This window comes from Flavobacterium sp. SOK18b, assembly GCF_014156605.1.
GTDB lineage: Bacteria > Bacteroidota > Bacteroidia > Flavobacteriales > Flavobacteriaceae > Flavobacterium > Flavobacterium tiangeerense.
This window is the reverse complement of sequence record NZ_QKNZ01000005.1, coordinates 63,915-89,290: the sequence shown is the minus strand read 5'-3', so window position 1 is coordinate 89,290 and position 25,376 is coordinate 63,915. Positions and strand designations below refer to the sequence as shown.

Annotated in this window: 18 protein-coding genes, 1 tRNA gene and 1 rRNA gene; 15 read left to right on the top strand and 5 right to left on the bottom strand. The window is 33.9% G+C overall.

The window, feature by feature from the left end; translation table 11 throughout:
• Nucleotides 1-23: 23 nt before the first annotated feature.
• A 5S ribosomal RNA gene (gene rrf / locus DNC80_RS01285) occupies nt 24-133 on the top strand.
• 1,121 nt (nt 134-1,254) lie between these two features.
• On the opposite strand, the gene murF is transcribed toward rrf, so the two are convergent.
• Nucleotides 1,255-2,538 (bottom strand): UDP-N-acetylmuramoyl-tripeptide--D-alanyl-D-alanine ligase, encoded by a 1,284-nt coding sequence (gene murF, locus DNC80_RS01280; RefSeq protein WP_182648544.1) that lies wholly within the window; start codon nt 2,536-2,538, stop codon nt 1,255-1,257.
• Between the two features lie 65 nt (nt 2,539-2,603).
• Complete coding sequence (gene gldJ, locus DNC80_RS01275; protein WP_182648542.1) at nt 2,604-4,283, bottom strand: gliding motility lipoprotein GldJ; 1,680 nt, start codon at nt 4,281-4,283, stop codon at nt 2,604-2,606.
• Nucleotides 4,284-4,487: 204 nt separating this feature from the next.
• Here gldJ and porU point away from each other — a divergent pair, with 204 nt between their 5' ends.
• The 6 genes from porU to DNC80_RS01245 all read left to right on the top strand — a co-directional run bounded on the left by porU (nt 4,488) and on the right by DNC80_RS01245 (nt 13,613).
• On the top strand, nt 4,488-8,318 hold the full coding sequence (gene porU / locus DNC80_RS01270) for a type IX secretion system sortase PorU (protein WP_182648540.1): 3,831 nt from the start codon (nt 4,488-4,490) through the stop codon (nt 8,316-8,318).
• A 38-nt stretch (nt 8,319-8,356) separates the two neighbouring features.
• Nucleotides 8,357-9,526 carry a type IX secretion system outer membrane channel protein PorV gene (gene porV, locus DNC80_RS01265; RefSeq protein ID WP_182648538.1) on the top strand — a complete coding sequence of 390 codons (1,170 nt, stop codon included), beginning with the start codon at nt 8,357-8,359 and terminating at the stop codon, nt 9,524-9,526.
• Between the two features lie 80 nt (nt 9,527-9,606).
• The gene (gene cdd, locus DNC80_RS01260; RefSeq protein ID WP_144894288.1) at nt 9,607-10,089 is read left to right on the top strand and encodes a cytidine deaminase; all 483 of its coding nucleotides are present in this window, start codon (nt 9,607-9,609) and stop codon (nt 10,087-10,089) included.
• 143 nt (nt 10,090-10,232) lie between these two features.
• On the top strand, nt 10,233-11,231 hold the full coding sequence (pdhA, locus tag DNC80_RS01255) for a pyruvate dehydrogenase (acetyl-transferring) E1 component subunit alpha (RefSeq protein ID WP_144894289.1): 999 nt from the start codon (nt 10,233-10,235) through the stop codon (nt 11,229-11,231).
• A 7-nt stretch (nt 11,232-11,238) separates the two neighbouring features.
• On the top strand, nt 11,239-12,903 hold the full coding sequence (locus tag DNC80_RS01250; protein WP_182648536.1) for a pyruvate dehydrogenase complex dihydrolipoamide acetyltransferase: 1,665 nt from the start codon (nt 11,239-11,241) through the stop codon (nt 12,901-12,903).
• Between the two features lie 338 nt (nt 12,904-13,241).
• Nucleotides 13,242-13,613: a RidA family protein gene (locus DNC80_RS01245; protein WP_182648534.1), complete on the top strand. Its 372-nt coding sequence runs from the start codon at nt 13,242-13,244 to the stop codon at nt 13,611-13,613.
• Between the two features lie 40 nt (nt 13,614-13,653).
• Here DNC80_RS01245 and DNC80_RS01240 read toward each other — a convergent pair whose 3' ends face one another.
• Nucleotides 13,654-14,889, bottom strand: a complete 1,236-nt coding sequence (locus tag DNC80_RS01240) for a glycosyltransferase (RefSeq protein ID WP_370628665.1) — start codon at nt 14,887-14,889, stop codon at nt 13,654-13,656.
• 346 nt (nt 14,890-15,235) lie between these two features.
• Between DNC80_RS01240 and DNC80_RS01235 the strand changes: the two genes are divergently transcribed.
• The 6 genes from DNC80_RS01235 to DNC80_RS01210 all read left to right on the top strand — a co-directional run bounded on the left by DNC80_RS01235 (nt 15,236) and on the right by DNC80_RS01210 (nt 22,479).
• On the top strand, nt 15,236-15,817 hold the full coding sequence (locus tag DNC80_RS01235) for a tRNA-(ms[2]io[6]A)-hydroxylase (RefSeq protein WP_182648532.1): 582 nt from the start codon (nt 15,236-15,238) through the stop codon (nt 15,815-15,817).
• Between the two features lie 270 nt (nt 15,818-16,087).
• Nucleotides 16,088-16,453, top strand: coding sequence for a hypothetical protein (locus DNC80_RS15955; protein ID WP_255493143.1), 366 nt, complete (start codon nt 16,088-16,090; stop codon nt 16,451-16,453).
• An 865-nt stretch (nt 16,454-17,318) separates the two neighbouring features.
• A complete protein-coding gene (locus tag DNC80_RS01225; protein ID WP_182648531.1) occupies nt 17,319-18,854 on the top strand; it encodes a hypothetical protein in 1,536 nt (511 codons plus the stop codon).
• A 285-nt stretch (nt 18,855-19,139) separates the two neighbouring features.
• Nucleotides 19,140-19,763 (top strand): hypothetical protein, encoded by a 624-nt coding sequence (locus DNC80_RS01220; RefSeq protein WP_182648529.1) that lies wholly within the window; start codon nt 19,140-19,142, stop codon nt 19,761-19,763.
• A gap of 352 nt (nt 19,764-20,115) precedes the next feature.
• Complete coding sequence (locus tag DNC80_RS01215) at nt 20,116-22,014, top strand: hypothetical protein (RefSeq protein ID WP_182648527.1); 1,899 nt, start codon at nt 20,116-20,118, stop codon at nt 22,012-22,014.
• A 126-nt stretch (nt 22,015-22,140) separates the two neighbouring features.
• Entirely contained in the window at nt 22,141-22,479 is a 339-nt protein-coding gene (locus tag DNC80_RS01210; RefSeq protein WP_255493142.1) for a DEAD/DEAH box helicase family protein, read from the top strand.
• 231 nt (nt 22,480-22,710) lie between these two features.
• On the opposite strand, the gene DNC80_RS01205 is transcribed toward DNC80_RS01210, so the two are convergent.
• Together DNC80_RS01205 and DNC80_RS01200 are read right to left on the bottom strand one after the other, a co-directional pair.
• A tRNA-Val gene (locus tag DNC80_RS01205) sits at nt 22,711-22,785 on the bottom strand.
• Between the two features lie 86 nt (nt 22,786-22,871).
• On the bottom strand, nt 22,872-24,092 hold the full coding sequence (locus tag DNC80_RS01200; protein WP_182648525.1) for a folylpolyglutamate synthase/dihydrofolate synthase family protein: 1,221 nt from the start codon (nt 24,090-24,092) through the stop codon (nt 22,872-22,874).
• Nucleotides 24,093-24,220: 128 nt separating this feature from the next.
• On the opposite strand from DNC80_RS01200, the gene DNC80_RS01195 reads away from it, so the two are divergent.
• Both DNC80_RS01195 and DNC80_RS01190 read left to right on the top strand, forming a co-directional pair.
• The gene (locus tag DNC80_RS01195) at nt 24,221-24,916 is read left to right on the top strand and encodes a MotA/TolQ/ExbB proton channel family protein (RefSeq protein ID WP_182648522.1); all 696 of its coding nucleotides are present in this window, start codon (nt 24,221-24,223) and stop codon (nt 24,914-24,916) included.
• A gap of 1 nt (nt 24,917) precedes the next feature.
• Entirely contained in the window at nt 24,918-25,313 is a 396-nt protein-coding gene (locus tag DNC80_RS01190; RefSeq protein WP_144894004.1) for a biopolymer transporter ExbD, read from the top strand.
• The last annotated feature ends 63 nt before the right edge of the window (nt 25,314-25,376 follow it).

Sequence of the window (25,376 nt, the reverse complement as noted above, 5' to 3'; positions counted from 1 at the left end):
TGTCCAAAGCAATTATAACTTCTTAAGGTGGTTATTGCGGCGGGGCTCACCTCTTCCCATCCCGAACAGAGTAGTTAAGCCCGCCTGCGCAGATGGTACTGCAGTTATGTGGGAGAGTATGTCGTCGCCTTTCTTTGAAAAGCCTATCTGAAAAGATAGGCTTTTTTGTTTTATAGTTAAGTGTGTCGTTTTCTGATTTACGTCTTCTTTACTTAGCCCACTTGTCTAAAGCTGTATGTTATTTTAATTACCCCTCGCTTAATGATAAGGGGTTTTTTGTTTTAAAAATCTTTAAATTTTGTTAGTATGGTAGTAATAAATGCATAAGTGTAAATATGATGTGTTATAGGATTGCTGTTTTATAATGGATCAATATTCTTTGTTAATAAAGGATAATTATAGGAGACATTGTACTAGATAACTCGAAATATATTGTTTCAAGCTAGTACTCTAGATTCGTAATTAATTTTTAAAAACTAAGTATTTATATTTCGTGTGATTCTTTTAGTAATTATATACAATTAATTGAAATTATTTGGATTGGAATATTTAACACATTATTGCAAATGATACTATCTTTAAAAAATAATACATTAACTAGTTTGAATTTATTTTAAAATAAGAAATTACTTGATGAGAAATGTTTTTCTTAGTTTAAGCAATGATTACTGTCTAACATTATGTTGTGTTGTGAAGGGTAATCATCCAAGACAAGCAGCATCGTGGGTAATAATCGCTGATTTTAATGGTGTTACTATGCGGGTAAAGATTTTATTAAAGGTTGTAGATATTCATCTTCAAAAACTAATTTAGTAGCACTAGACTTTACAAAGTGTAAGTTTTGGTATGTATAACCTCATAGCTAATATTAGCCGAAACAATGGTTGAATTACGTTATAATGTGTAATTAATATAGTTATCTGCTTTGGACGGTAAACATCGCTTTGAAATATCATTTTATATGTACAAGATAGATTCCACTAATGATTAGTAATTTTCCTTTTTTATAAGTTTCCTTCAGTTAACGCCCCAGTCAACTTAGTAGAATGAATTAAAATAATATTATGTAAAGGAAGTTTCTGTCTCCATGCTTATATTGTGCTCCTTATGAACGAGACAATGATATTAATTATATAGCTATTAATTTTATTTATTTTAAGTCTTTAAATAATCTCGTAATCATTCATCTAGTTTATGAAAATAGAAAAAGATATAAATAATATCCTTTTCTATTTTTAAAGATAAAGCTTAAATTTATATTAAATCTAACGTTCGTTCTAATGCCATTCCTCGAGATCCTTTTATTAAAATGGAAGTATTTTTTAATTTTGCGTTTAGAAAAGCACTAGAAAAACTTTCAAATGTTTCATAAAACCAAAAATTTGTCTTGTCTATTTTTGTTTCGTAAAATGCTTTGCCTACAAAGTAACAAAACACATTTTTCGAATTGGACATCATTTTAATAATTCCTTCATGCTCCTTCATGCTATCTGTCCCTAATTCAAACATGTCGCCTAATACTAGAATTTTATTTTGGTTTTCTAACTGTAAAAAGTTTTCAATTGCTACCTTCATACTACTTGGATTGGCATTATAGGCATCTAAAATAATCGAATTTGTATTCTTTGTAATCAATTGGGACCTGTTGTTTTCAGGTATGTAATTTTCAAGTGCTACTTTAATATCTATATCTGATATCTTAAAAAATGTCCCGATTGTTAATGCTGCATTTATATTGTTAGCGTTATATAAACCTATTAATTGGGAATTGATAGCGTTATTTTTATATATGACTGTAACTAGTGGGTTTGCCGTAACAGCATCAATTGATACATTGGCTAGTTGGTTGTGGATTCCAAATGTATAATTAGTAATTGCATGAGATTGTTTTACTTGAATAGCGTCATCAAGATTTATAAAAACAACTTTATTATTGATTCGCAAAAAATCATACATTTCACTTTTCCCTTTTATAACTCCATCAATTCCACCAAATCCCTCAAGATGGGCTTTCCCAAAATTTGTAATATAGCCGTAATCTGGTTTAGCTATCTCGCAAAGAAAAGCAATTTCTTGTTGATGATTGGCGCCCATTTCAACAATACCTATTTCGGTTTCATTTGTAAAAGAAAGTAAAGTTAAGGGCACTCCAATATGGTTATTTAAGTTCCCAACCGTTGATTTCACATTAAATTTCATAGCAAGAACTTTTGAAATAAGTTCTTTTGTAGTTGTTTTGCCATTGCTTCCGGTAAGAGCAATAATGGGTAAGCCTAAAAAAGTTCTGTGGTACTGTGATAGTTGTTGCAATGCTTTTAAACTGTCCAGAACGAGTATTGTCCTGTTATCTATAAAGTAGTCAGAATTGTCAATTATGACGTATGCAGCACCTTTTTCCAATGCTTCTTTAACAAATGTATTAGCATCAAAACGATCTCCTTTTAAAGCTACAAACATGGAGTTTTTTTCAATTTTTCGAGTGTCAATTGAAATGGAACTGCATTTTAAAAACAAACTATGAATTTCCTGTATATCCATATGAAATAATTTAAAAAAATAATAGCCCTAAAAAGGGCTATTATTGTATATATTATATAATGTGTTTATTTATTTCTAACAGATCTTTTCTTATCTGCTTTTGGTCCAACCCTTGACATAGCACATCTAAATCCGATATAATCAGTAGCCATATCTTGTGGAAAATAACGTCTTTGAGCTGGGTCTAACCAATATGCTCTGTCTCTCCAAGAACCGCCTTTGTATACTCTTGATTGATCGTTTATTAAAGTAGTTCTTTTGCTAGATTTGTCAAATTTACGAACCATTTTACCTAAACTGTCTGTAGTTACATTGTGTTTAGGAGAGTTGTACATTGTTCTTTCTGATTTTGCTTTGTCATCATCTGAGTCACCAAAATCATAATATCTTGTTGACTGCTTATCTCCATCTCTGTAGTTGATGTTGTTGCTTTTATCAAAGTTTTGTCTCAAATAAGTTTCTTGCTCATCAACAGGAACTTGTGTAATTTGACCTGGTAAATTTCTCGCTACAATTTTACCATTACTTAAAGTGTCATATTTAATATTGTCTTTGGTTACAATAACTATTTTGCCATCGGCACCAATCATATTTTTGGTATATAAGTTACCTCTAAAGTAGTTGAAATCATTTGCTTCATTATCTACTATAGGTCTGTAAACATCTTGTACCCATTCTGCAACGTTTCCGGCCATATCATATAAACCAAAATCATTTGCTGGATATTTTTTAACCTCATTTGTGATATCAGCACCATCATCAGACCATCCTGCAATTCCACCGTAATCTCCATTACCTTGTTTGAAATTAGCAAGTTGATCGCCTTTTGATTGTCTTTTTCCTGAACGGGTGTAACCACCAGACCATGGATATTTCTTTTGACCCTTGTAGATGTTGTACTCTCTTTGTCCTGCATCTGCAGCAGCAGCATATTCCCATTCTGCTTCAGTTGGTAATCTGTATTCTGGTAGTAAAATTCCAGATGATCTTTGTGCATAAACATTTTTAGGTTCAATGGCTGCACCATTTTTACCACCTTTGGTTTGTTTTTTAGCATTTCTACCTTTAAGAACAATAGTCTCGTCTCCACCGTATGCAGAAGTTGGAGAGTTCAAATAAGTTTCAGTGTCGAAATTACTTTCGGCTGTTACATCATTTGTCTTGGCATTTTTCTTTAAATACCCATTTTTCTCTAACAATGCTTCGTTTACACGTTGTGTTCTCCAGTTGCTAAATTCCACTGCTTGAATCCAATTTACACCTACTACTGGATATTCAGCATATGATGGGTGTCTCAAGTAGTTATTGGTCATAGTCTCATTATAACCTAATCTATTTCTCCATACTAATGTGTCAGGGGAAGCACCTTCGTATATGTTTTTGTAATTCTCTTCAGTTGGAGGGTATACACTTTTTAACCATTCTAGGTAATCAAGATACATAGAGTTTGTAACTTCGGTTTCGTCCATGTAAAATGACTGAACGTGTTGTTGTGTAGGTGAGTTGTTCCAGTCGTGCATTACGTCATCTTCAACTTTACCCATGGTAAATGTACCTCCCTCAACAAAAACCAATCCTGGTCCAGCTTCTTGTTTCTTTTTGCTGGCTCCTTTCTTGCTGTCCATGTTCCAACCGGTTGCTCTTGATGTGTTTTTAGAGCTGGATTTTTTACTACAACTAGAGAAACCCACAATCAACATGATTGAGAGTAACACTTGTAGGCCCATAATTCTGTTTGCTTTCATATTATTTAGTAGGTAATAATTTAGTGCTGCAATATATTTACTAATGATAAACAGCGTAAAAATTGTATTATAACGTAAAACTCAGTTTTAACATTAATTTATATATCACAACGCAAATTTATAATAATTATTATTTAAAACGATATGTTTTGATTTATTTTTACCAATAAATACTAGGAATAAACAAATCACGTTAAAAAAAGAATGAGAAAAATAATTTTGTTTTTTTTGGCCTTCATTCCGGCACTCAGTTTTTCACAACTAAGTGGTGAAATAAAATTGAATTGGTTTGAAAAAAAAGAGATGTACTACGGCGCAAATCAAATAGTAATCCCCTATTTTTCTGGAGATGAGTTTCATTATGATGATTCTAGACAAACTATTAAAGCTTATTATGTAATTCCAAATTATAGGGGTTTTCAAGATGGGAATTTACAAGTTAGTTCTATAGTTTATGAACCCATAGATAAAGAATTGCTAGGTGATTTAAATCTTAAAAACATACCGACTGAAGCTGATTTTGATCTTGTACTTTCAACTGCAAGAGATTTAGTAACTGCTCAAATTATTTTTGCACCTATAATAAAGGATGATTTTGGTTTTAAGAAAATTATTTCTTTTAATTATTTTATTACTGCAAACACATCTGTAACCAACCGCAGTTTTAAATCTACAGCTGGAATCTCTAATTCTTTATTATCTAAAGGAAATTGGTATAAATTTTATATTGAAAAATCTGGTGTTTACAAATTATCAAAAAGGTTTTTAGAGCAGCTGGGTATTGATTTTAAAAATGTAGACGCAAGGAAAATAAAAATATTCGGAAATGGTGGCAGGATGTTACCTTTAAGTAATAACATAGCATACCCAAATGATTTAATGGAAAATACCATTCAAGTTATTGGAGAAAATGACAGCACGTTTGATGACTCGGACTATGTGCTTTTTTATGGTGAAGGTACTGATACATGGAATGAAGAAAGTCGGACCAATATTAATTTATATGATTCCAAATCCTATTATTACGTCAATATTCAAGGTGAAAATGGTAAAAGAATTAGTCCCTTGGTACAACCCACAGCAAATCCTACATTATTATTAAATACATTTGATGATTATCAATTTTATGAAAAGGATATAACAAACATTGGTAAATTGGGCAGGCAATGGTTTGGGGAGTCATTTGAAATTAAAAACGAGCAAGAATTCGATTTTAATTTCCCAAATGTTGATACCTCAGTTCCTATAAAAATCATGCTGTCTGCTGCATCGGCTGCGTTTACGGCAACTTCATTTAGTGTGACTTCAAATGGAAGTGCTCTTGCAACACTTACTTTTCCTGCGCTTAGTAATACATCAAGTACGGAGTTTTTCGTTAGTAATTTGCCTAATAACACCACAATAAATGGTTCTGAAAATGTTAAAATAAAACTCAATTATAATAACAATGGTGTTCCTGGTTCTAAGGGATTTCTTGATCAAATTCGACTAATAGCAAAAAGGAAACTTCAGGGTTACGGGAAGCAATTCCGATTTCAAAACGATGCTGGTAACGCCGCGAATGGAATTGTGAATTACACGGTTTCTAATGCAGCCGGTATTTCGCAGATTTGGGATGTAACGGATATTTATAACGTTAAAACGGTTGTGAATTCCAGTCAAAATACGATTGATTTTAAAGCCAATTTAGGTGAAATTAAAAAATATGTTGCGCTTGTAGATGCAGACTTTTTTACGCCTTTGAAAGATGCTCAAACACGAGTTTCTAATCAAAATTTAAAAGGAACACTTTTTACAAATAGAGCAGGTAATTTTCAAGACATAGATTATGTAATTATTTCGCCAACTGTACTCGTGCCGCAAGCAGAGACACTGGCTAATTTCCATCGTATTAATTCGGGCTTAAATGTAAAAGTAATTCCGCTGGAGTTAATTTATAACGAGTTTTCGTCGGGAAAGCAAGACATTGCGGCGATTAGAAATTGTATTAAATACATTTATCAAAATGCGTCAAGTCCTGACAAAAGACTTAAATACATTAACCTTTTTGGTGATTCTTCGTATGATTACAAGAATAGGATCGCAAATAATACTAATGTAGTACCTATATATCATGCCTTAAATAGTAGCAGTTCAGGAGAATCTTCTTATGCGTCGGATGATTTTTACGGCTTGATGGATGCTAACGAAGGTAATATTACTTCTTCTTTTGGAGGTATTGATATTGCTGTGGGAAGAATGCTTGTTAACGATGCGAAACAGGCTAATGAAATGATTAATAAAGTTTTGGAATATCACAACTCAGAATCGTTTGGTAGCTGGCGTAATAATTTCGTACTCATTTCAGATGATTCAGATGTGTTATCCGATGCCAATTTGCAAAACAAACAAAATAATCTAGCGAATACGATAGCTACTGAGAAACCATTTTTTAATGTCAATAAAATTCTTTTGGATTCATACATTCAAGAGGCAGCTGCAGGCGGTGCTCGATATCCAAAAGCTAGAACAGATTTTTTTAATGCTTTTGAAAAAGGAGCGTTGGTTTTTAATTACTTAGGTCATGGTGGCGAGGACGGACTATCAGTTGAGCGTATTTGGGAAAAATCAGATGGTCAAAATTTAAGTAATCAATTCAAATATCCTTTATTCATAACTATCACTTGTGAGTTTTCAAGATTTGACAACCCTTCACGACCTACTGCGGGTGAATTTACGTATTGGAATCCAAAAGGCGGTGCCATAGCTATGATTACTACTATACGATCAATAGGGCAGTTTAGCGCTGAAACATTCAATGATACGTTTACAAAAAATTTACTTTCTTATGGTTCTAATCAATACACCTCTATAGCTGAGGCACTTCGGATTTCAAAAAATAGCAATCCAAACTCTGCTACAAATGTTGTATTTTACATTGGTGATCCAGCTTTAAAGCTCGCTATTCCAAGACCTAAAATTAGATTGACAAAAATTAATGATGTTCCTGTAAGTCAGGCGATAGAAGATTTTAAGTCTTTGTCAAAAATAAAAATTACCGGTGAAGTTAGTGATGAAAACAATAATATTATTTCAAATTACAATGGTGAAGTTACCTCGATGATTTTTGATAAAATGCTCAACAGAACAACGCTTAATAATGACGGTAATAGTCCACCCATTAACTTTAATGTATTGGGCGAAACTATTTTTCGCGGAAGCGCTAGTGTTGTAAATGGACAATTTGAATACAGTTTTATTGTGCCAAGAGATATTAGAATACCACTTGCAAACGGAAGAATTAGTTTTTATGCCAAAAAGAAAGATGCTTTACAAAACGAAAATGGTTTTGATAGCAATATTAAAATAGGAGGGATTAATGAAAATGCCCCACTTGATACAACAAGTCCTAGAGTACAGTTGTATATGAACGATGAAAATTTTGTATCTGGCGGAAATACGAATGAATCTCCTTTTTTACTTGCAAAATTAAGTGATGAAAGCGGAATCAACACGGCAAGTGGAATAGGTCATGACATAGTTGCTGTTTTAGATGGTGATGTAAACAATCCTTTTGTGCTTAATGATTATTACCAAGCAGATTTGGACGATTTCACAAATGGAACATTAAGGTTTCCGTTGCGAAATTTAGCTCCGGGTTTACACATCATAAGTTTTAAAGCATGGGATGTGTACAACAACCCAATCACTGCCGAAATCCAGTTTGTGGTAGTAGGTAATGACACGCTCACTTTGAGTAATGTACTTAACTATCCTAACCCATTTGTGAATTATACTGAGTTTTGGTTTACACATAACAAACCATTTGAACCGCTAGAAGTTCAAGTTCAAGTGATGACAGTGACTGGAAAAATTGTTTGGACAAAAAATCAAATTATAACAACGGACGGTTTTTTATCAAAAGAACTCACTTGGAATGGAAGAGATGATTTTGGAGATAAGCTAGGAAAAGGAGTTTATGTGTATAAACTAACTGTAAAATCGAATGCGACTAATAAAAAAGCAGAAAAATTCGAAAAACTTGTAATACTTTAATAATATACTATATTTGTTTAATAAATAGAAGCCTCGTAATGAAAAACATAATACCAATTCTTGCATTGCTTTTTTGCATGAATATCACATCCGCACAAGACAGAACAATCAATCCTGGAGTACCATTTTTATTAGTCGCTGCTGATGCTAGAGCAGCTGGTATGGCTGATATGGGAGTAGCAACATCTGCTGATGCTTTCTCACAACAATGGAATCCTGCTAAGTATGCATTTTCTAAAGATGCTCAGGGATTCTCAGTAAGTTATACTCCTTATTTGACTGATTTAGTAAATGATATTTCCTTAGGTCAGTTAACGTATTATAACAAACTAAACGAAAAAAGTGCGTTTGCTGGAAGTATTCGTTATTTTGGTCTTGGCGAAATTGAACTTCGTGAAACTGGAGATCCTAATGAGGCTGCTCGTGTAGTTTCACCAAATGAATTTGCAGTGGATTTATCGTATTCCTTAAAATTGAGTGAGAAATTTTCGATGGCTGTTGGAGGGCGATTTATCAATTCTAACTTGAAGGTAGCTTCAGATGCTAATGATGCAACGGCTGCAAGTACTTTTGCAGTAGACGTAGCAGGTTTTTTTCAATCAGAAGAAATTGCCTATTCTGATTTTAACGGACGATGGAGAGCTGGATTTAATTTTCAAAATTTAGGACCAAAAATTAGTTATGACAATGATGATATTAATAATAATTTTATCCCCGCTAATTTAAAGTTAGGTACTGGATTTGATTTTATATTGGATGACTTTAATAAAGTAGCGCTTAACGTGGAGTTCAATAAATTGCTAGTTCCTACTTTTCAAAAAAACGACTTGAATGGCGATGGACTGACCACACCTGAGGAAGCAAATCAAAATTTAGAAAATTACAGATCCATAGGATGGACTTCGGGAATTTTTAAATCATTTGGTGATGCGCCAGATGGAATCAGTGAAGAGTTAAAAGAAGTAACCTATGCTGTAGGTGCTGAGTATTTGTATCAAGATTCATTTGCCATGCGAATGGGATATTTTCATGAAAGTCCTCAAAAAGGAGCACGACAATTTTTTTCATTAGGAGCAGGATTTAAGTACACTACTATCAAGGTAGATGTCTCTTATTTATTTTCGGCATCCAAGGTTAGGAACCCACTAGAAAATACATTACGATTCTCCTTGACTTTTAATTTTGGAGATCAATACGATGAATATTAAAATTTAGATTAATTACTTATAGATAATCCAAATTGCACCTTTGTTAAAAGTGTAATTTGGATTTTTTTTCCCTTACAAATATGAAAGAAATAATAATTTCAACACAGTTTACCGTTTTCGAAGATGCACAAGATATGCCAACGGATGTTCAAGATTTAATGAAACAGGCTGTAGAGGTTCGTAAAAATGCATATGCACCCTATTCGAAATTTAGAGTTGGAGTAGCAATTTTATTAGATAATGGAGAGGTTATTGTAGGTTCAAATCAAGAAAATGCAGCTTATCCATCAGGATTGTGTGCAGAGCGTGTAGCTATTTTTTATGCTGGTGCAAAGTATCCCGATGCAAAAGTTTTAAAAATGGCTATAACAGCAGCTTCAGATACGAATCAAACTACTGCGCCAATTCCACCTTGTGGATCTTGCAGGCAATCAATTGCAGAATATGAAATCAAACAAGAAATGCCTATCGAAATCTATTTTATGGGGGAAATAGGTTTGGTTTACAAATCAGACTCCTTAAAAAATTTATTGCCATTTATGTTTGATAAAAAATTCCTTTAAAATTCCCAAAAACTAGCCATTATATTTTAGTTCTTACGCGGAATGTCTTATTTTTGCGTTTCGCAAATTTGTGGGAGGAAACTATTTTGCGTTATAGGTTCAAATTGATTCAACAATAACACTTAAGCAAAAGAAAAATTCAGATGAAAGAAGTTACAAGAGAAGTATATGTGAAATGGTATGAAGATATGCTATTTTGGAGAAAGTTTGAGGATAAACTGGCAGCATTATACATTCAACAAAAAGTTAGAGGTTTTTTACATTTATACAACGGTCAAGAAGCAGTATTAGCAGGAGCGCTTCACGCTATGGATTTGACTAAAGACAAAATGATTACCGCTTATAGAAATCACGTACAACCAATAGGTATGGGTGTGGATCCTAAGCGTGTAATGGCAGAATTACTTGGTAAAGTGACGGGTACTTCAAAAGGAATGGGTGGATCTATGCACATTTTCTCAAAAGAACACCGTTTTTATGGAGGTCACGGTATTGTAGGAGGTCAAATTCCAGTAGGTGCTGGTTTAGCATTTGCAGATAAATATTTTAATACTGGCGGTGTGACTATGACCTATTTTGGGGATGGAGCAGCACGTCAAGGTTCTTTACACGAAGCTTTTAATATGGCTATGCTATGGAAATTACCTGTAGTTTTTATTGTTGAAAACAATGGATACGCTATGGGAACCTCTGTAGAAAGAACTGCAAATCATACGGATATTTGGAAACTAGGTTTAGGATATGAAATGCCTTGTGGTCCAGTAGACGGAATGAATCCTGTAAAAGTTGCTGAAGCAATGACAGAAGCAATTGATAGAGCACGTCGTGGAGATGGACCAACGTTCTTAGAAATGAAAACATACCGTTATAGAGGTCACTCTATGTCGGATGCTCAATTATACCGTTCTAAAGAAGAAGTTGAAGAATACAAAAAAATAGATCCAATTACACAAGTTTTAGATGTAATTAAAGATCAAAACTACGCTACAAGCGAAGAAATAGAAGCTATAGATCAAAGAGTTAAAGATTTGGTTGAAGAGTGTGCTACATTTGCCGAAGAGTCTGATTACCCACCAATTCAACAATTGTACGACGTAGTCTACGAACAAGAAAACTATCCTTTTATACCTCATAAACTATAAATCAATTATGGCAACAATTATTACAATGCCTCGTTTGAGCGATACGATGACGGAAGGAACGGTAGCGACTTGGCTAAAAAAAGTAGGTGATAAAGTAAGCGAAGGAGATATTCTTGCCGAAATTGAAACCGATAAAGCAACAATGGAATTTGAGTCTTTCAACGAAGGTACTCTTTTACACATAGGTATACCTGCTGGTGAAACAGCAGCAGTAGACTCATTATTAGCTATCATAGGAAAAGAAGGTGAAGACATTTCAGCATTACTTGCAGGAAAACCAGCTGAGGCAACTCCTGCTGCAGACGAAGCAAAACCTGCTTCAGAAGCGGTGGCTGTTCCAGAAGTTACTAAAGAGTCATCTGCAGTAGCGACTTCTTTACCAAAAGGAGTAGTGGTAATAACAATGCCTCGTTTAAGTGATACGATGACCGAAGGAACTGTTGCAACCTGGTTGAAAAAAGTAGGAGATGCAGTTGCCGAAGGTGATATTCTTGCTGAAATTGAAACCGATAAAGCAACAATGGAGTTTGAGTCTTTCAATGCAGGTACATTATTATATGTAGGTATTGAAGAAGGAAATACTGCTCCTGTTGATAGCCTTTTAGCAATTATAGGTCCCGCAGGAACCGATGTTGCTGGAATTGCTACAAATTATAAAGCAGGCGGAGCAACGACAGCTGCTCCTGCTGCAGAAGTTAAAGAAGTTAAAGAAGAAGTTGCAACAACAACGGCAGCGACTGAGCCAGTTGCTCAAGAAGCTGCAGCTGATGGACAACGTATTTTGGCTTCACCATTAGCAAAGAAAATTGCAAGTGATAAAGGAATTCAGTTGAATCAAGTTAAAGGTTCTGGTGAAAATGGTAGAATTGTAAAAAGCGATATAGAAAACTTTACACCAGCTGTTGCTAAACCAACTGCTGATGCACCAGCTGCTAAAACTGAAACTGTTGTTTCACCTACTGCGCCAAAGGTATTTGTTCCTGCCGGAGAAATATTTACAGAGGAAATCAAGAATTCTCAAATGCGTAAGATTATTGCAAAACGATTGGCTGAATCCTTATTTACTGCTCCGCATTACAACTTAGTGATCGAAGTAGCTATGGATGATGCAATGGCTTCAAGAGCAGTGATTAATACCGTGCCTGATACAAAAGTGTCTTTTAACGATATGGTAATTAAAGCTTGTGCAATGGCTTTAAAAAAGCATCCAAAAATAAATTCACAATGGAAAGATGATGCCATTACGATCAATCACCATGTGAATATTGGAGTTGCTGTAGCGGTTGAGGATGGTCTAGTAGTTCCTGTATTGAAATTTACAGATGCTATGAGTTTGTCTCAAATAGGAGGTAGTGTACGAGATCTTGCCGGAAGAGCAAAAAACAAAAAGCTATTACCCACAGAAATGGAAGGAAGTACTTTTACAGTTTCTAATTTAGGAATGTTTGGTATTGTTGAATTCAATTCCATTATTAATCAGCCTAACTCCGCAATCCTATCTGTTGGAGCAATTGTTGAGAAACCAGTTGTTAAAAATGGACAAATTGTAGTAGGAAAAACTATGATGTTATCTCTTGCTTGTGATCACCGTACTATCGATGGAGCAACTGGAGCACAGTTCTTGCAAACTTTAAAACAATACATTGAAAATCCAGTGACCATGCTTGCATAACTAAGGATTCAATTTAATAATAAAACCCATCACTTTTTTTTAAGCTGATGGGTTTTGTGTTTTTTGGGCATGTCCCAGCTTCCACTAGCGTTGCAGCACGGTCAGGCTATACGCTATATCTTTTATTACGCTAGCGCTTCATAAAAGGATGCCGCTCCTATCCTTCATGCTCACGAGATCTTATTAGATAAAGTAGCGGCGCAGTATATGTATTTTTGAAAACGAAAGATAAACAAAGTAGTTTTCAGGTTGTAGTATCACTTGTTTAAAAAATGTTTTTATTAAGGGACTTTCAATAGATAAACTATTAATTTTGTATCGACTTAATATGCTACAAAATGATTGAAAAGGAATACATTGATCCTAGTGAAGGTTTTTCGCAAACAGTACTGGTAAAAACGGGTGATTTCAAAACTCTTTATATTTCAGGGCAAATTGGCATTGGGGATACACTAGAAGCTCAAGTAATTGCTACTTTTCAAAACTTAGAACAGCAATTGCGAAAATGCAATGCTACATTTAAGGATGTGGTTAAAATGAATACCTATATCGTAAATTTTAATCCAGAAACCGATTTGCCGATTTTTAGAAAAATTAGAAACGAATTTTTAGGAAATGAGAATTATCCAGCAAGCACCCTTGTTGGTGTTTCGGTATTGGGTAATAAAGATTGGCTCATTGAAATTGAAGCAATCGCTGTTATTGAATAAATACAGTTTGAAATTAATTAGTTTAGAATTGAATTTCGTTCTAGTTTTTATTTTTCTCAGCAATCCATTTTGACATGTACATGGTACTTTTCAAGGTATGATGCTGTAGCAATGCACCCATAAAATTGTCTAAACGGTGTTGTTCTAGATTTTTCTGTATGTTTTGCATTTGATTATTGAATTCAGTTTCAAATAATGTTCTTGCATAACGTTGCTTGATTATTTCAAATCCGTTTTCTTGAGCGGTTAGCCATGTTTTTTCATTTTGATACAACAACACTGCTTGGTTGGCAAAAAGTTCGGGATTGTCTTGGATAAAACCATTCCATGTTAAATCACCATGCATTGATTCGGCGCCAATTGTAGTAGTTACGCTAGGTGTACCGCATTGCATGGCTTCGAGCAATTTTCCTTTTATTCCTGCGCCAAAACGCAAGGGTGCTAGAACAACTCGGGCCTGTTTTACTACTTCTAGCGCATCCTCTGCCCGACCCAGAATTAAGAATCCTTCTTTAGCGTTATGTAGTTGCAGCACTTTTTGGGAAGGATAGGCACCATAAATTTTGCAAACAGCTTCAGGTACTTGTTTTTTAATCAAGGGCCAAATGGTTTGTTTTAAATACTGAACCGCATTCCAATTGGGTTCGTGTAAAAAATTACCAATAAAAGTAAAGTCACTTCTGTTCTCAAAGGATGGTGTTGTAGTTGCATTTAAAATTGCCTCAGGCTCAAGTAAAAGAGGCAGGTATAATAGTAGCGACTGATCAATTTTGAAAGTAGTGGTTAGTATTTCAATTTCATATTGAGAAATCATTAAGGAGATATCGCAGCGCAAAATACTAGCAATTTCTCTTTTGGCAACTTCTTCAACAACTAAGTCTTGGGTTGTGTATACTCGGTTTTCCTTAAAAGCTTTTTGTCTGGCAAGACGCAAACAATGTAAGTCCTCAGTATCTAATATTCGGATAGCATCAGGGCAATTTTCGGCAACACGCCAGCCAAATTGTTCTTCAATCATAAAGCGATCAAAGAGCACTAGAGCCGGATTTAGTTCTTTAATAAACGCATCAAAAGTAGACGAATTGAGAAGGATTGTTTTCTTTTCAACATTTAGGGACGCAAGATCCGTACTAAAAGCGCTGTCTTGCGCTGGAGAGGCAAAGGTGATTTTAAATCCTTGTTTTTGATACAGCGAAATTAATTGTATCATTCTTCCGCCGGCAGCTGAGGAGTTGGGTTCAGGCCAAACAAAACCAATAATTAAGAGTGATTGCACTTTTTTGAGAGATGAAAATTACGGTTGCAAAATACTAATTTAATGTGGTATTGTAGCTTTAGAGACTTGTAAATTCTGATGAAAATAAAGGCTTGTATTTCAGGTTAGATGCTGCGTGAGTGATAGAAGCGTATAGCCCGCAATGGCGTTGTAGCGTAGCAAAAACGCGATGAGGACTTGAAGCGGATAGCCCGACAGCAAAAAAATGGCTAAGTAGAATGTTGCTAGGCCATTTTTTTGGTGGCACGCCCTAATTATTTTTGTTTTATTAAGGGTTCAATTTGATCTTGATGGATGTGTCTATGCAATAAATCACTAATTTTGTAGTACATTAAATGATATTGAAATGTTAGGATTAAAATTAGTTACGGACCCACGATGGGTGAATATAGTGGAGTCAAATATTGAGGAAATATTGACAGACCACGCTTGGTGTGAACAAAAAGCAGCATCGAACGCAATAAGTTTGATTACTCAAAATTCAGAAAAAGAAGAGCTGGTAACTGAATTGATGATTATTGCTAGGGAAGAATTAGAGCATTTGCAAATGGTGCACGACTTGATAAAAAAGAAAGGGCTCTCGTTAGGGCGCGAGCGCAAGGATCATTATGTGAATGAATTGTTTAAGTTCATGAAAAAAGATGGAAGTAGGAATGATGCTTTGTGTGAACGTTTGTTGTTTTCGGCTATGATTGAAGCAAGAAGTTGTGAGCGTTTCAAAGTGCTTTCAGAAAACATTGCTGATGATGAATTAGCTAAGTTTTATAGAGATTTAATGATTAGTGAAGCGGGACATTACACGACTTTTTTAGGATTTGCAAAAAAATATGCAGATCATGTAGATGTGGATAAACGCTGGAAGGAATGGATTGCCTTTGAAACTTCGATAATTGTGAACTATGGTACAAGTGAAACCATTCACGGCTAAACTGAAAGTTAGTTTTCAGGTTAGTGCAAAAAAAAACTTCTCAATTTCTTGAGAAGTTTTGTGGGCCGGATGAATTTTTTATGAATCATTTTGTTCAAGATGAAAAGAAATAACCGTTTGCAGGATACACACCTTTGCATAATCGGGTTAATTTTTACAACTGATAAAACGAGCAGGTTTCAAAAGATATTGTTTACCGTTCTATTTTAATTACGATCGAAACATTTTGATGTCCCAAAAGTATCAAAATGGAAGTATCTAAAAAATCATTTGCCTGCGTTATGTGAAATTATCGAAAAACAGGATTTTCATGAAATTAAAACATCTTTAGAGATTCGTGTCAATCAGCAAGACACGCAAACATTTGTGATGCAGACGTCTAGAAGCGAAATTTACAATCGTGATTATTTAATTGTTTTACTGGCTTCAATTCAAAATGTAATTGAGAAAAAAGAAAAAGAAGCTTGGGTCAATTTAATGAAAGTGATTTCACACGAGCTGTTGAATTCGATAACTCCCATTCGGTCACTTTCTCAAAATTTACAAGACCTAGTGCAGCAGGAAACCATTTCGGCAGAAGATTTAGACGATATGAAAAGTAGTGTTACCACGATGTTGAGACGAAGTGACCACTAGCAGCAATTTGTAGAAAGTTATCGGAAACTGGCCATGTTGCCATCTCCCAAAAAACAAATAATGGAACTATCAAAATGGATTGACAACAGTTGTCAAATCATGAATCCATTGTTTAAAAAGGAACACATAGACCCGAAAAGAAGGAGCCGGGATTGGTTTAACTTTATCTAAAAGCATAGTTGAGGCTCACGGAGGCTACTTGGCGTATAGAAATGATGAAGGAATAACAACTTTTGTGATTTGTTTGGTTGAAAATTGATCCTAATTTAGATATGAATAAAAATTAAAGTTTAAGTTAAGCGTAGTAATTTATCAAGTACAAAAGTTCTCTTTGCTCTATAAATACATCTCTCTATAAAATAACTCAAAACTTTAATAACTGTATAGATTTTTAATGTAAATTGAAAAGGTTTTCTTTATTTCAATAGCTGGCACCAATACTATTTCTTGGAACAGACAATAGCGACTCAGAAAAAAAGCCTATTATTAGTCAGTCAAATCTATTAATTGCATCACTCTTTTTCATCTTGTTTAGTCAAATAAATTTAATATACATATTTTGTAGAAGGATTATCTCCTGTTAAAATACTTTAGTTTAACTACTTGTAACTGGTGAAGGATCGCAATGGAAATCTCGAAGCAAGGCACAGGAAGTTCCACGACTTTTAATGTACTGTCTATCCATGAACAGATTATAATAGACAATTTTTTTAAAAAATTAACTCTCAAGTGATGAGCATTGCGAGGGTAGGTCAAAAAAAAATAAAAAGCAGGTATTTATACGTTAAACTATCTGCTTGGCTTGTCATATTTTTGGTTAAACAATTACTAACAAAAACTAATAGAAACGAAACCATTACTCCCCATGAAAAAAACAATTACCAAATTAAGTGTCGTAGCCTTCTTAGGGCTCACCATTTTTATAGCTTGTAAAACCCAAGAAAAAACAGAAGCTTCAAGCTACTTACCAATCAATGTTTTACCTTCTTGTGTAGTCACTCCTTCTGAGTTTAAGACTTGGTTTGTGGGTGGTAATCCTACTGAGAACGGAGCTGTAGAACCTGCTAACAGTGTGACTTTTGGTCATGAAGACAATGGTGATTTTTACCGATGGTCTGAGCAAATGTTTTTGTGGATTACTTCGCCAAGCTCAGGTATTTATGGACAAAGTAAGACCATTTTTGAATCACCTGTTTTCTTTACCGTTTCACCAGAATTTGGTGTCAATGAAAGAAAATTAATTCCGCATAGACCTGGTATATTGTTGAGTGCGCTACCTAATATAGAAAAAAGTAGAGGTGTTGACAGCGAGGAAGGACAAGCCACTGGCGATGCTTTGATGTCAAAAGATGGTGCCTTACTCTATTATATTACCATGGTAAATGATGTGTATGCACAGTTTATAGCGGCGGTTAATGCAGGCAAAATGAAAGGCAAGCAATTTCCAACCACACAAGCTGAACTAAATACTATTATAGCGTATGCTAAAAGCCAAAATATTGTTTTACCAGACGCCAATGCCTTAGCCATCGAACTTAAAACTTCGTGGGTTGATGCCAGTACTGTGAAAGATCTGAGTAAATATATTACTATAGATGCACTTGTTCCTACTTATATTAAAACATCAAAAAAGTGGACTATCATTCCTAATAAAACTCAAAAAATAAAATTAGCCCTATTGGGTGTACACATTGTGGGAAGTACGGCTGGACATCCAGAGATGGTGTGGTCAACTTTTGAACATAAAAACAATGCCCCTAATTTAAGTTACACCTATTTAGATACCGCAAAGAAGCAACAGAAGATTGCGGCAGATACAAAAGGCCTTTGGGTTTTGAATTCGGCACCAGCAGATACGACCAACATTAATATTTCTCACATGAAGTTTAAAAACGATACTATTTCTGCACAGTGGACTACTAAGCCTCTACCGCCTGCAAATAATACCATTAGCCCGAGTAATACTACCAGAACCAAGCCTTGGGGTGTGGCGAATAAAGGAGTTCCAAACCCTGAGAATGCGACTGCAGCGGCTTCCAATAGTCAGATCATATCGATTAACAATTCGGTGCTATCCCAATTGGTTGGTAATGACATACGAAAAAATTATCTTTTTATAGGATCCACTTGGACGGATGGTGGCGCAGCACCTAATGGTCAAAGTTATTCAGCTACCAATACCACAAGCGGTGTGGCGATAGGTACAAGTCAGTTGGCAAATAGCACAATGGAAACCTATGATCAAAGTACGGCCTATAACCCAAATGGTTCTTGTTTTAGTTGTCATCATGATTATAAGTCGCCTACACCTACTTTAGACCCTAATTTTTTAAGTCACGTGTATGCTGATATTAGAAGAGGAGATTCTATCTCAGGAAAAAAGGTTAAGTTAATTCAGTAATAGATTGAAAAGAGTTTAAAAGTGTAAGGTTTCCATAGATCAATAGATTATGGACAGCCTTACACTTTTGGCTTATTCAAACCGGATGGGTAGAATTAAAAAACACATTTTAAATTGATTGTATCCATTACAATCAGAGCCAGGAGAGTGACAGTAGGTCGAAATAATGGGTTTGAAATCATAACTACACCCAACGGGCTACTTAACTTTTAAAACACATTAATTTCTAAAGAAAATATTAATTTTAAGAAATAACCAAGACACTGTCTTACAGCACCATAATTTATGAAGGGTATAAGATTAAATTTCATTAATCATTCAAATGATATGAATAATAGTAGCATTGTTATTTTTTCTAAAAATAGTGCTACAGATTTTGAAGAGCTGGCTATTGCTTGGAAAGTAATCGAAAATTGCGGTATAGGAGAACATCATCCTTTAACTTATGACCTAAATGTGTATGTTTCGGCTGGAGATTCTTATGGGAATTATACCCCTGAATTATTAGCCCAGCACGGTCAGCAATTTGAGATGATTAAGAACACTTCTGGGGATATTTTACAATTGAGCGGAAAATCCGCTGTGAGCCCTACTGAAATAGAAATTGCTAATAATTTACCTACGGGTTCTATTAGCGGGAATGTATATCGTAGTGGTAGCTTATATGCTTCAACTCATAATATAGCGCCAAGTCAAAAAGCAGTGTTTTCATTTAAACCTACTATTTGGATTGGTGTTGTTTCTCAAATAACCGAAGGTGAAGTAATAAATTCAGCCATTATGTCGCAAATAAACACTGAGATTAGTTTGTTAGGGATCTCTAGTGCCGATATTGTGATGACTGGCGGCGGTCCTGGTTCTTCTTCTACCCCATTTACATTTAGCTTGCAAAATGTTCAAATGGCTTAAGGCTTAACTTTTTCAAAATATAGTCTAAGATATAATGAGATGATAATTGTTTAGTTTAAATTAAAAATTTGTTTAGACGGCTTCCAGTGGGTAGGAAGCCGTTTTTTTGTTCCATACTTTAGTTTACTTCATGGTTGCGAGTTTGATGCTAAGGAATGTTCATTTGGGTTTAAAGGATGTGTGTGACTGATAAAAAAGGGTATTTTCCCCCTAGTTATATTTATCAATAATTTTTACGTTTACATCTGAAAAACAGGTATTTATACTTATGTCTAGCTTTTTAATAAAGATTAGATTTGGTAAATTTATTTGGTATTTATAACAATTTTGAACAGCTCTAAAAACTAAAAACATGAAAAAACTATTACTCGTATTTTTACTCTTATCAGGGGTAAGTATTTATTCTCAAACTAATCCCGAGGATAAACAAACAACAAAGGAAGATTTGGAGAAAGAACTAAAGACTGAATTAAATAAAAATCCACAAGACTCAAAAAAAGTCGAAGAACTAATAAAGAAAATAGCAGTAATAAATAAAAAAAGCAATGTTCTAACTGTTATTTATGATTTTGAAACACAAGCTTATACTTCAAATCAATTAAAACCCAAACACAAACAACCAATTGTATTCAAAATAGATAACATCAATAAAATTGCAAACAAAGTAGAAATCACTTCAAATGATGTAAAAATAAACGATGATTTTTTAAATGGTGATGAAAAAAAAGTAGCTTCATTAATTGCAGAAGACAAGCCAAAAGAAGAAATTAAAGCAACAGCATTGAATGTTAATCTAGAGGTTTCAGAAGAGGTTAAAAGAGGAAATAATAAAAAAAATATAGAGGAGAAATTTAATCCTGCAAGTGGCATAAAAGAAAAAAGTGATTACATTGTACAACTAAGTGGAGAAATTAAAGCACTTGAAAATAAAATTCAATTAAATTCAAATCTTTTAGATCAAAAACAAAAAATATTAAATGACTATCAAATAAAGAAAGCCGACGAACAGAAAAAAGGAGAACTTGCTGATAGTCAAATAATCGCTAACTATTCCAGCACTATTACAACTATTGGAAATGAAATACTCACATTAGAAAATAACATTCTCGTAGAACAATCTACCCTTGTAAATAAAAAAAATGAAAACATAGATAAAAAAAATGAGCTGATAAAGCTTAGTGATGATTTAGGGAAATTTACAATTAAAACCAATTCTTTACTGGCAAAGTATAACTGTGTTTACGGAAAAATTAAAGATATTAATAAAATAAATTCTGCTTATAATAACTTTATCGATTATATCATCAATCCCTCTTTAAACTTTAATCAGTACAATAATGATTCAGAAGGAATCTGCTCTATTTTAAAAACTGATAAGAGAAACGGATATTATTCTGTTGTCTCAATATTTGATGAAGCTTATGCTGATTTCATTCAAGAATACAACTTCTTTCATAACGATGAATTGTTTTATACAATAAATAAATTAGATGAAAGTTATGCAAAATTAGTAAAGACACAAATTGAGACATTAAAAAGAGATGTTGAAGCGCTTTATCTATTGGTAGATGTTACTGGATTGAGAAAAAAACTAAACAATGTAGAAATTATCAATAATGTTTTATCTAAAAAAAAAGCCTTTACTGTGGTATCAAATCCGGTACAACCGCTCGAAGATTACATAGAGTTTAAAGTAAAAATAAAGCAAAACAATGAACTAGGAAGCTCTATTATAAAAGAAAATGATAAAGATTTTACTTATATGGAATATGTAAGACAAGGCGTAAGATGGGATGTAAGTGTAGGTCCCGTATTTGATTTTGGTATTAAAAATCAAGAATACGAAATAAAAAAGGTTAAAGATGCTACATTTCAAATAGTTGAAAATAACACCTCTAAATATAAGCCAACAATTGCAGCAATGCTTCACACAAGTTTTAGAAGTAATAGTATGTTTGCCTTTGGGTTTTCGCTAGGCGTATCTATTAATGTGGTTGATTTAAATTTTAATTCTTTTTTTCCTGGTGTCAGTGCACTAATTGGCAAAAGAGAAAAAATAGTATTTACCGTTGGTCCAGCTTTTAAAAGAGTAAATCAAATTAAAAGTATTTATAAAAATGATGCAGATAGAATACTCGCTGCAGAAATTCAAATAAAGGATATAACCACTGAGCAATTTAGAATTGGCTATTTTTTTGGGATTACTTACAATTTAACTAGTAAGCAAGTAAGTAAGATCAAAAAAATATAGCTGTAAAATTTTTCACAAAAAAAACCGTAAAACTAATCCTTTTACGGTTTTTATATTTATAAAAGAGTAGAAATAGGAGGGGGATAAAATGTTTAGATTTGTTAAAGACCAAATTAATAGCAAAGGATGAATAACCAAAATCCTAACGAAACTCGTTTCGAACTTAAAGAAGCAATTCCTGCAGGCCACATCGAAAAAGTGCCTATTGAGTTTTTTGATTTTCTAGTCATTGACGAATGTCATAGAAGTATTTATAACCTTTGGAAACAAGTCTTGGATTATTATGATGTGTTTCAAATTGGTTTAACCGCAACGCCTGATAACAGAATGTTTGGTTATTTCAATCAGAATTTGGTAAAGAAAATAAGTTTTTCAAAAAAAACACCTTCCGAGTTGAAGAAGACCCAAAAAGTGTCTTGCAACAATGTCGTAACGATTATTACCCGCGTATTGCTGTTACCGTAGATATGATTGCCACAGGCACCTTATATATGACCTCTAGAAGTATTGTATTTTATGCGTGATGTAAAAAGCCTTTAGAAGTTAGCTTAGAGGGGTAAGGAAAATTGATTTCTTCTTATTCATGATTGCCTAATCCCCAACTTTTGAACTTGATCCAATTGTATTAAGATATTTTACTAAAAAGCTGTTGATTTTTGTGCAAAAAAAAACTTCTCAATTTCTTGAGAAGTTATGTGGGCGATGAGGGGTTCGAACCCCCGACCCCCTCGGTGTAAACGAGGTGCTCTGAACCAGCTGAGCTAATCGCCCTAATGCAATTCGATAATTTTCATTTCCTTATTGCGAGTGCAAATATAAGACTGTTTTTTGGATTTGCAACTAAAAAACAAAAAAAATTACAAAATTTCTGCAACTACAAAGGTACTCCCACCTAAGTAAATGAAGTCGGTCTCTATTGCATTTTGCAATGCTATTTGATAAGCTTCTGATACAGAATTGTATACTTCGCCTTGAAGTGCAAATAACGCGGCTTTTTGTTGTAAGTTTGAAGCGTCTAGTCCACGAGGAATATTGGGCTTACAAAAATAATATTTTGCATTTTTTGGAAATAAAGGCAAGATTTCTTCTAAATCTTTATCATTTACTACACCTAAAACAACGTGTAACGTGTCAAATTTCTCTTTCTGTATTTGCTTTAATACGATTTCAAGCCCGTTTTTATTATGCGCAGTATCGCAAATTACCTTTGGAGCCGTATGTATTTGCTGCCACCTGCCTTGAAGTCCTGTGTTTTTTACCACATGTAACAAACCATCTTGCATATTTTGAGGTGTGATTTCAAATTCAGTTTGCTTATTTAAAACCTGTATGGTTTGTATTACTGTCTTTTTATTGTGCATTTGATAATCGCCAATCAGGTCTGAAGGATAGCTTTCTGTAATTAAATCAGAGGCAAAATAAATTTCTGAATTTCCTTCTTTGGCTTTGGTCAAGAAAACGGGTTTTGTTTCAGAGGTGTATTCTCCAATAATTACGGGAACATTGGGTTTAATAATTCCTGCTTTCTCAAAAGCAATTGCTTCAAGTGTATTGCCCAAAAATTGGGTGTGATCCAGTCCTATATTGGTCACAACCGAAACCAATGGGGTGATAATATTGGTTGCATCTAGTCTTCCGCCCATTCCTACTTCAATAATAGCAATGTCAACTTTTGAAGTAGCAAAATAATCAAACGCTAATCCAACGGTCATTTCAAAAAAACTCATGTCATTTGCTTCAAAAAAGAGCTGATGTTCAGTAATGAAAACTTCAACAAATTTTTCAGATATTTCGATCCCGTTTATTTTAATTCGTTCTCTAAAATCTTTTAAATGTGGTGAAGTGTACAAACCTACTTTATATCCCGCTTCTTGTAAAACCGATGCTAGCATGTGTGATGTTGATCCTTTGCCATTGGTTCCTGCCACATGAATGCATTTCAACTGCTTCTCTGGATGATTAAGGTGTGCAGCAAGTTTATGGGCGTTACTTAAATCTTTCTTGTAAGCTTGTGCTCCTTGAAGTTGGTACATTGGGAGTTGATTAAACATCCAGTTTATAGTGTCTTGATAATTCATTTTGATGGTAAATAGGAATTGTTTAAAATATTTTTCAATTTTTTTAGTTTAATATTACATCGAAAAGTATCTTTATTGCAAAATTGAAATAAATTTTAGAATTAATGATTAAAATACAATAATATTATATGTTTAGTTTTATACAATTACAGGCGGACACCCTTACTAATGCTGCATCAAATGTAGTTATTGAAAAAATTGCTCCTAATACTGAGGTTTCTACTTTAGGATTTTTATTAAAAGGAGGAATATGGCTAATTCCTATTGGGATTTTATTGTTTTATACTTTTTACCTTATTGTAGAACGCTATTTATACATCAGTAAAGCTTCAAAAGTAGATAACTTGTTGCTTCGTGATGTAAGGGATCAGTTAAATTCTGGAAACTTGGACTTAGCAAGATCTATTGCAGAACGAAGCAGCACTGGGTCTGGAAATATAATTAAAGAAGGTATTCTTGTTATTGGTAGGCCAATTAGTGAAATCGAATCGAATATGGATCGTGCAGCCGATATTGAAATTGGCGAAATGGAAAAACACTTAAGCCATTTGGGACTTATTGCGGGTATCGCGCCTACCTTAGGTTTTATTGGGACAATTTCTGGAGTTATTAAAATATTTTATAGCATATCAGTTACTGAGAATATTAGTATCGGAAACATTTCTGGTGGATTGTACGAAAAAATGATCAGTAGTGGAGCGGGTTTAATAGTAGGAATTGTTGCTTACAGTGGATACCACTTGTTGAACGGAAAAATTGATAATTTTGCATTAAAAATCCAAAAACAAGTTCTTGAGTTTGTAAATATTATTCAAAGATCATAACATGTCTATAAAAAGAAAAAGAAGATTCCATGCTGAGGTCGCGACTTCTTCGTTAAGCGACATCATGTTTTTTTTACTGCTGTTTTTCTTGATTATTTCAACACTTGCTAATCCAAATGTAATCAAGATGACCTTACCAAAGGCACAATCAAATGAAAAAACAAACAAGCAATACATCAGTTTATCAGTCACGGAGGATAAAAAATTCTACATTGACAAAGAGCCTGTTTCATTTGAAGAACTCGAGACTACACTAATGTCGAAAATGGGTTCGGCAAAAGATCAAACCGTTATTGTTAGAATTCCATTTAACTTACAAGTACAAGATTTAGTCGATGTCTTGCAAATAGGAGTGAGGAACAATCTAAAATTTGTGATTGCTACCAGTCCTAAATAAATAATAGGGCACGTTTTTAAAAGTTGCTATTTTGGGCGTGACCAGAATAAATAAAAGGGGCTA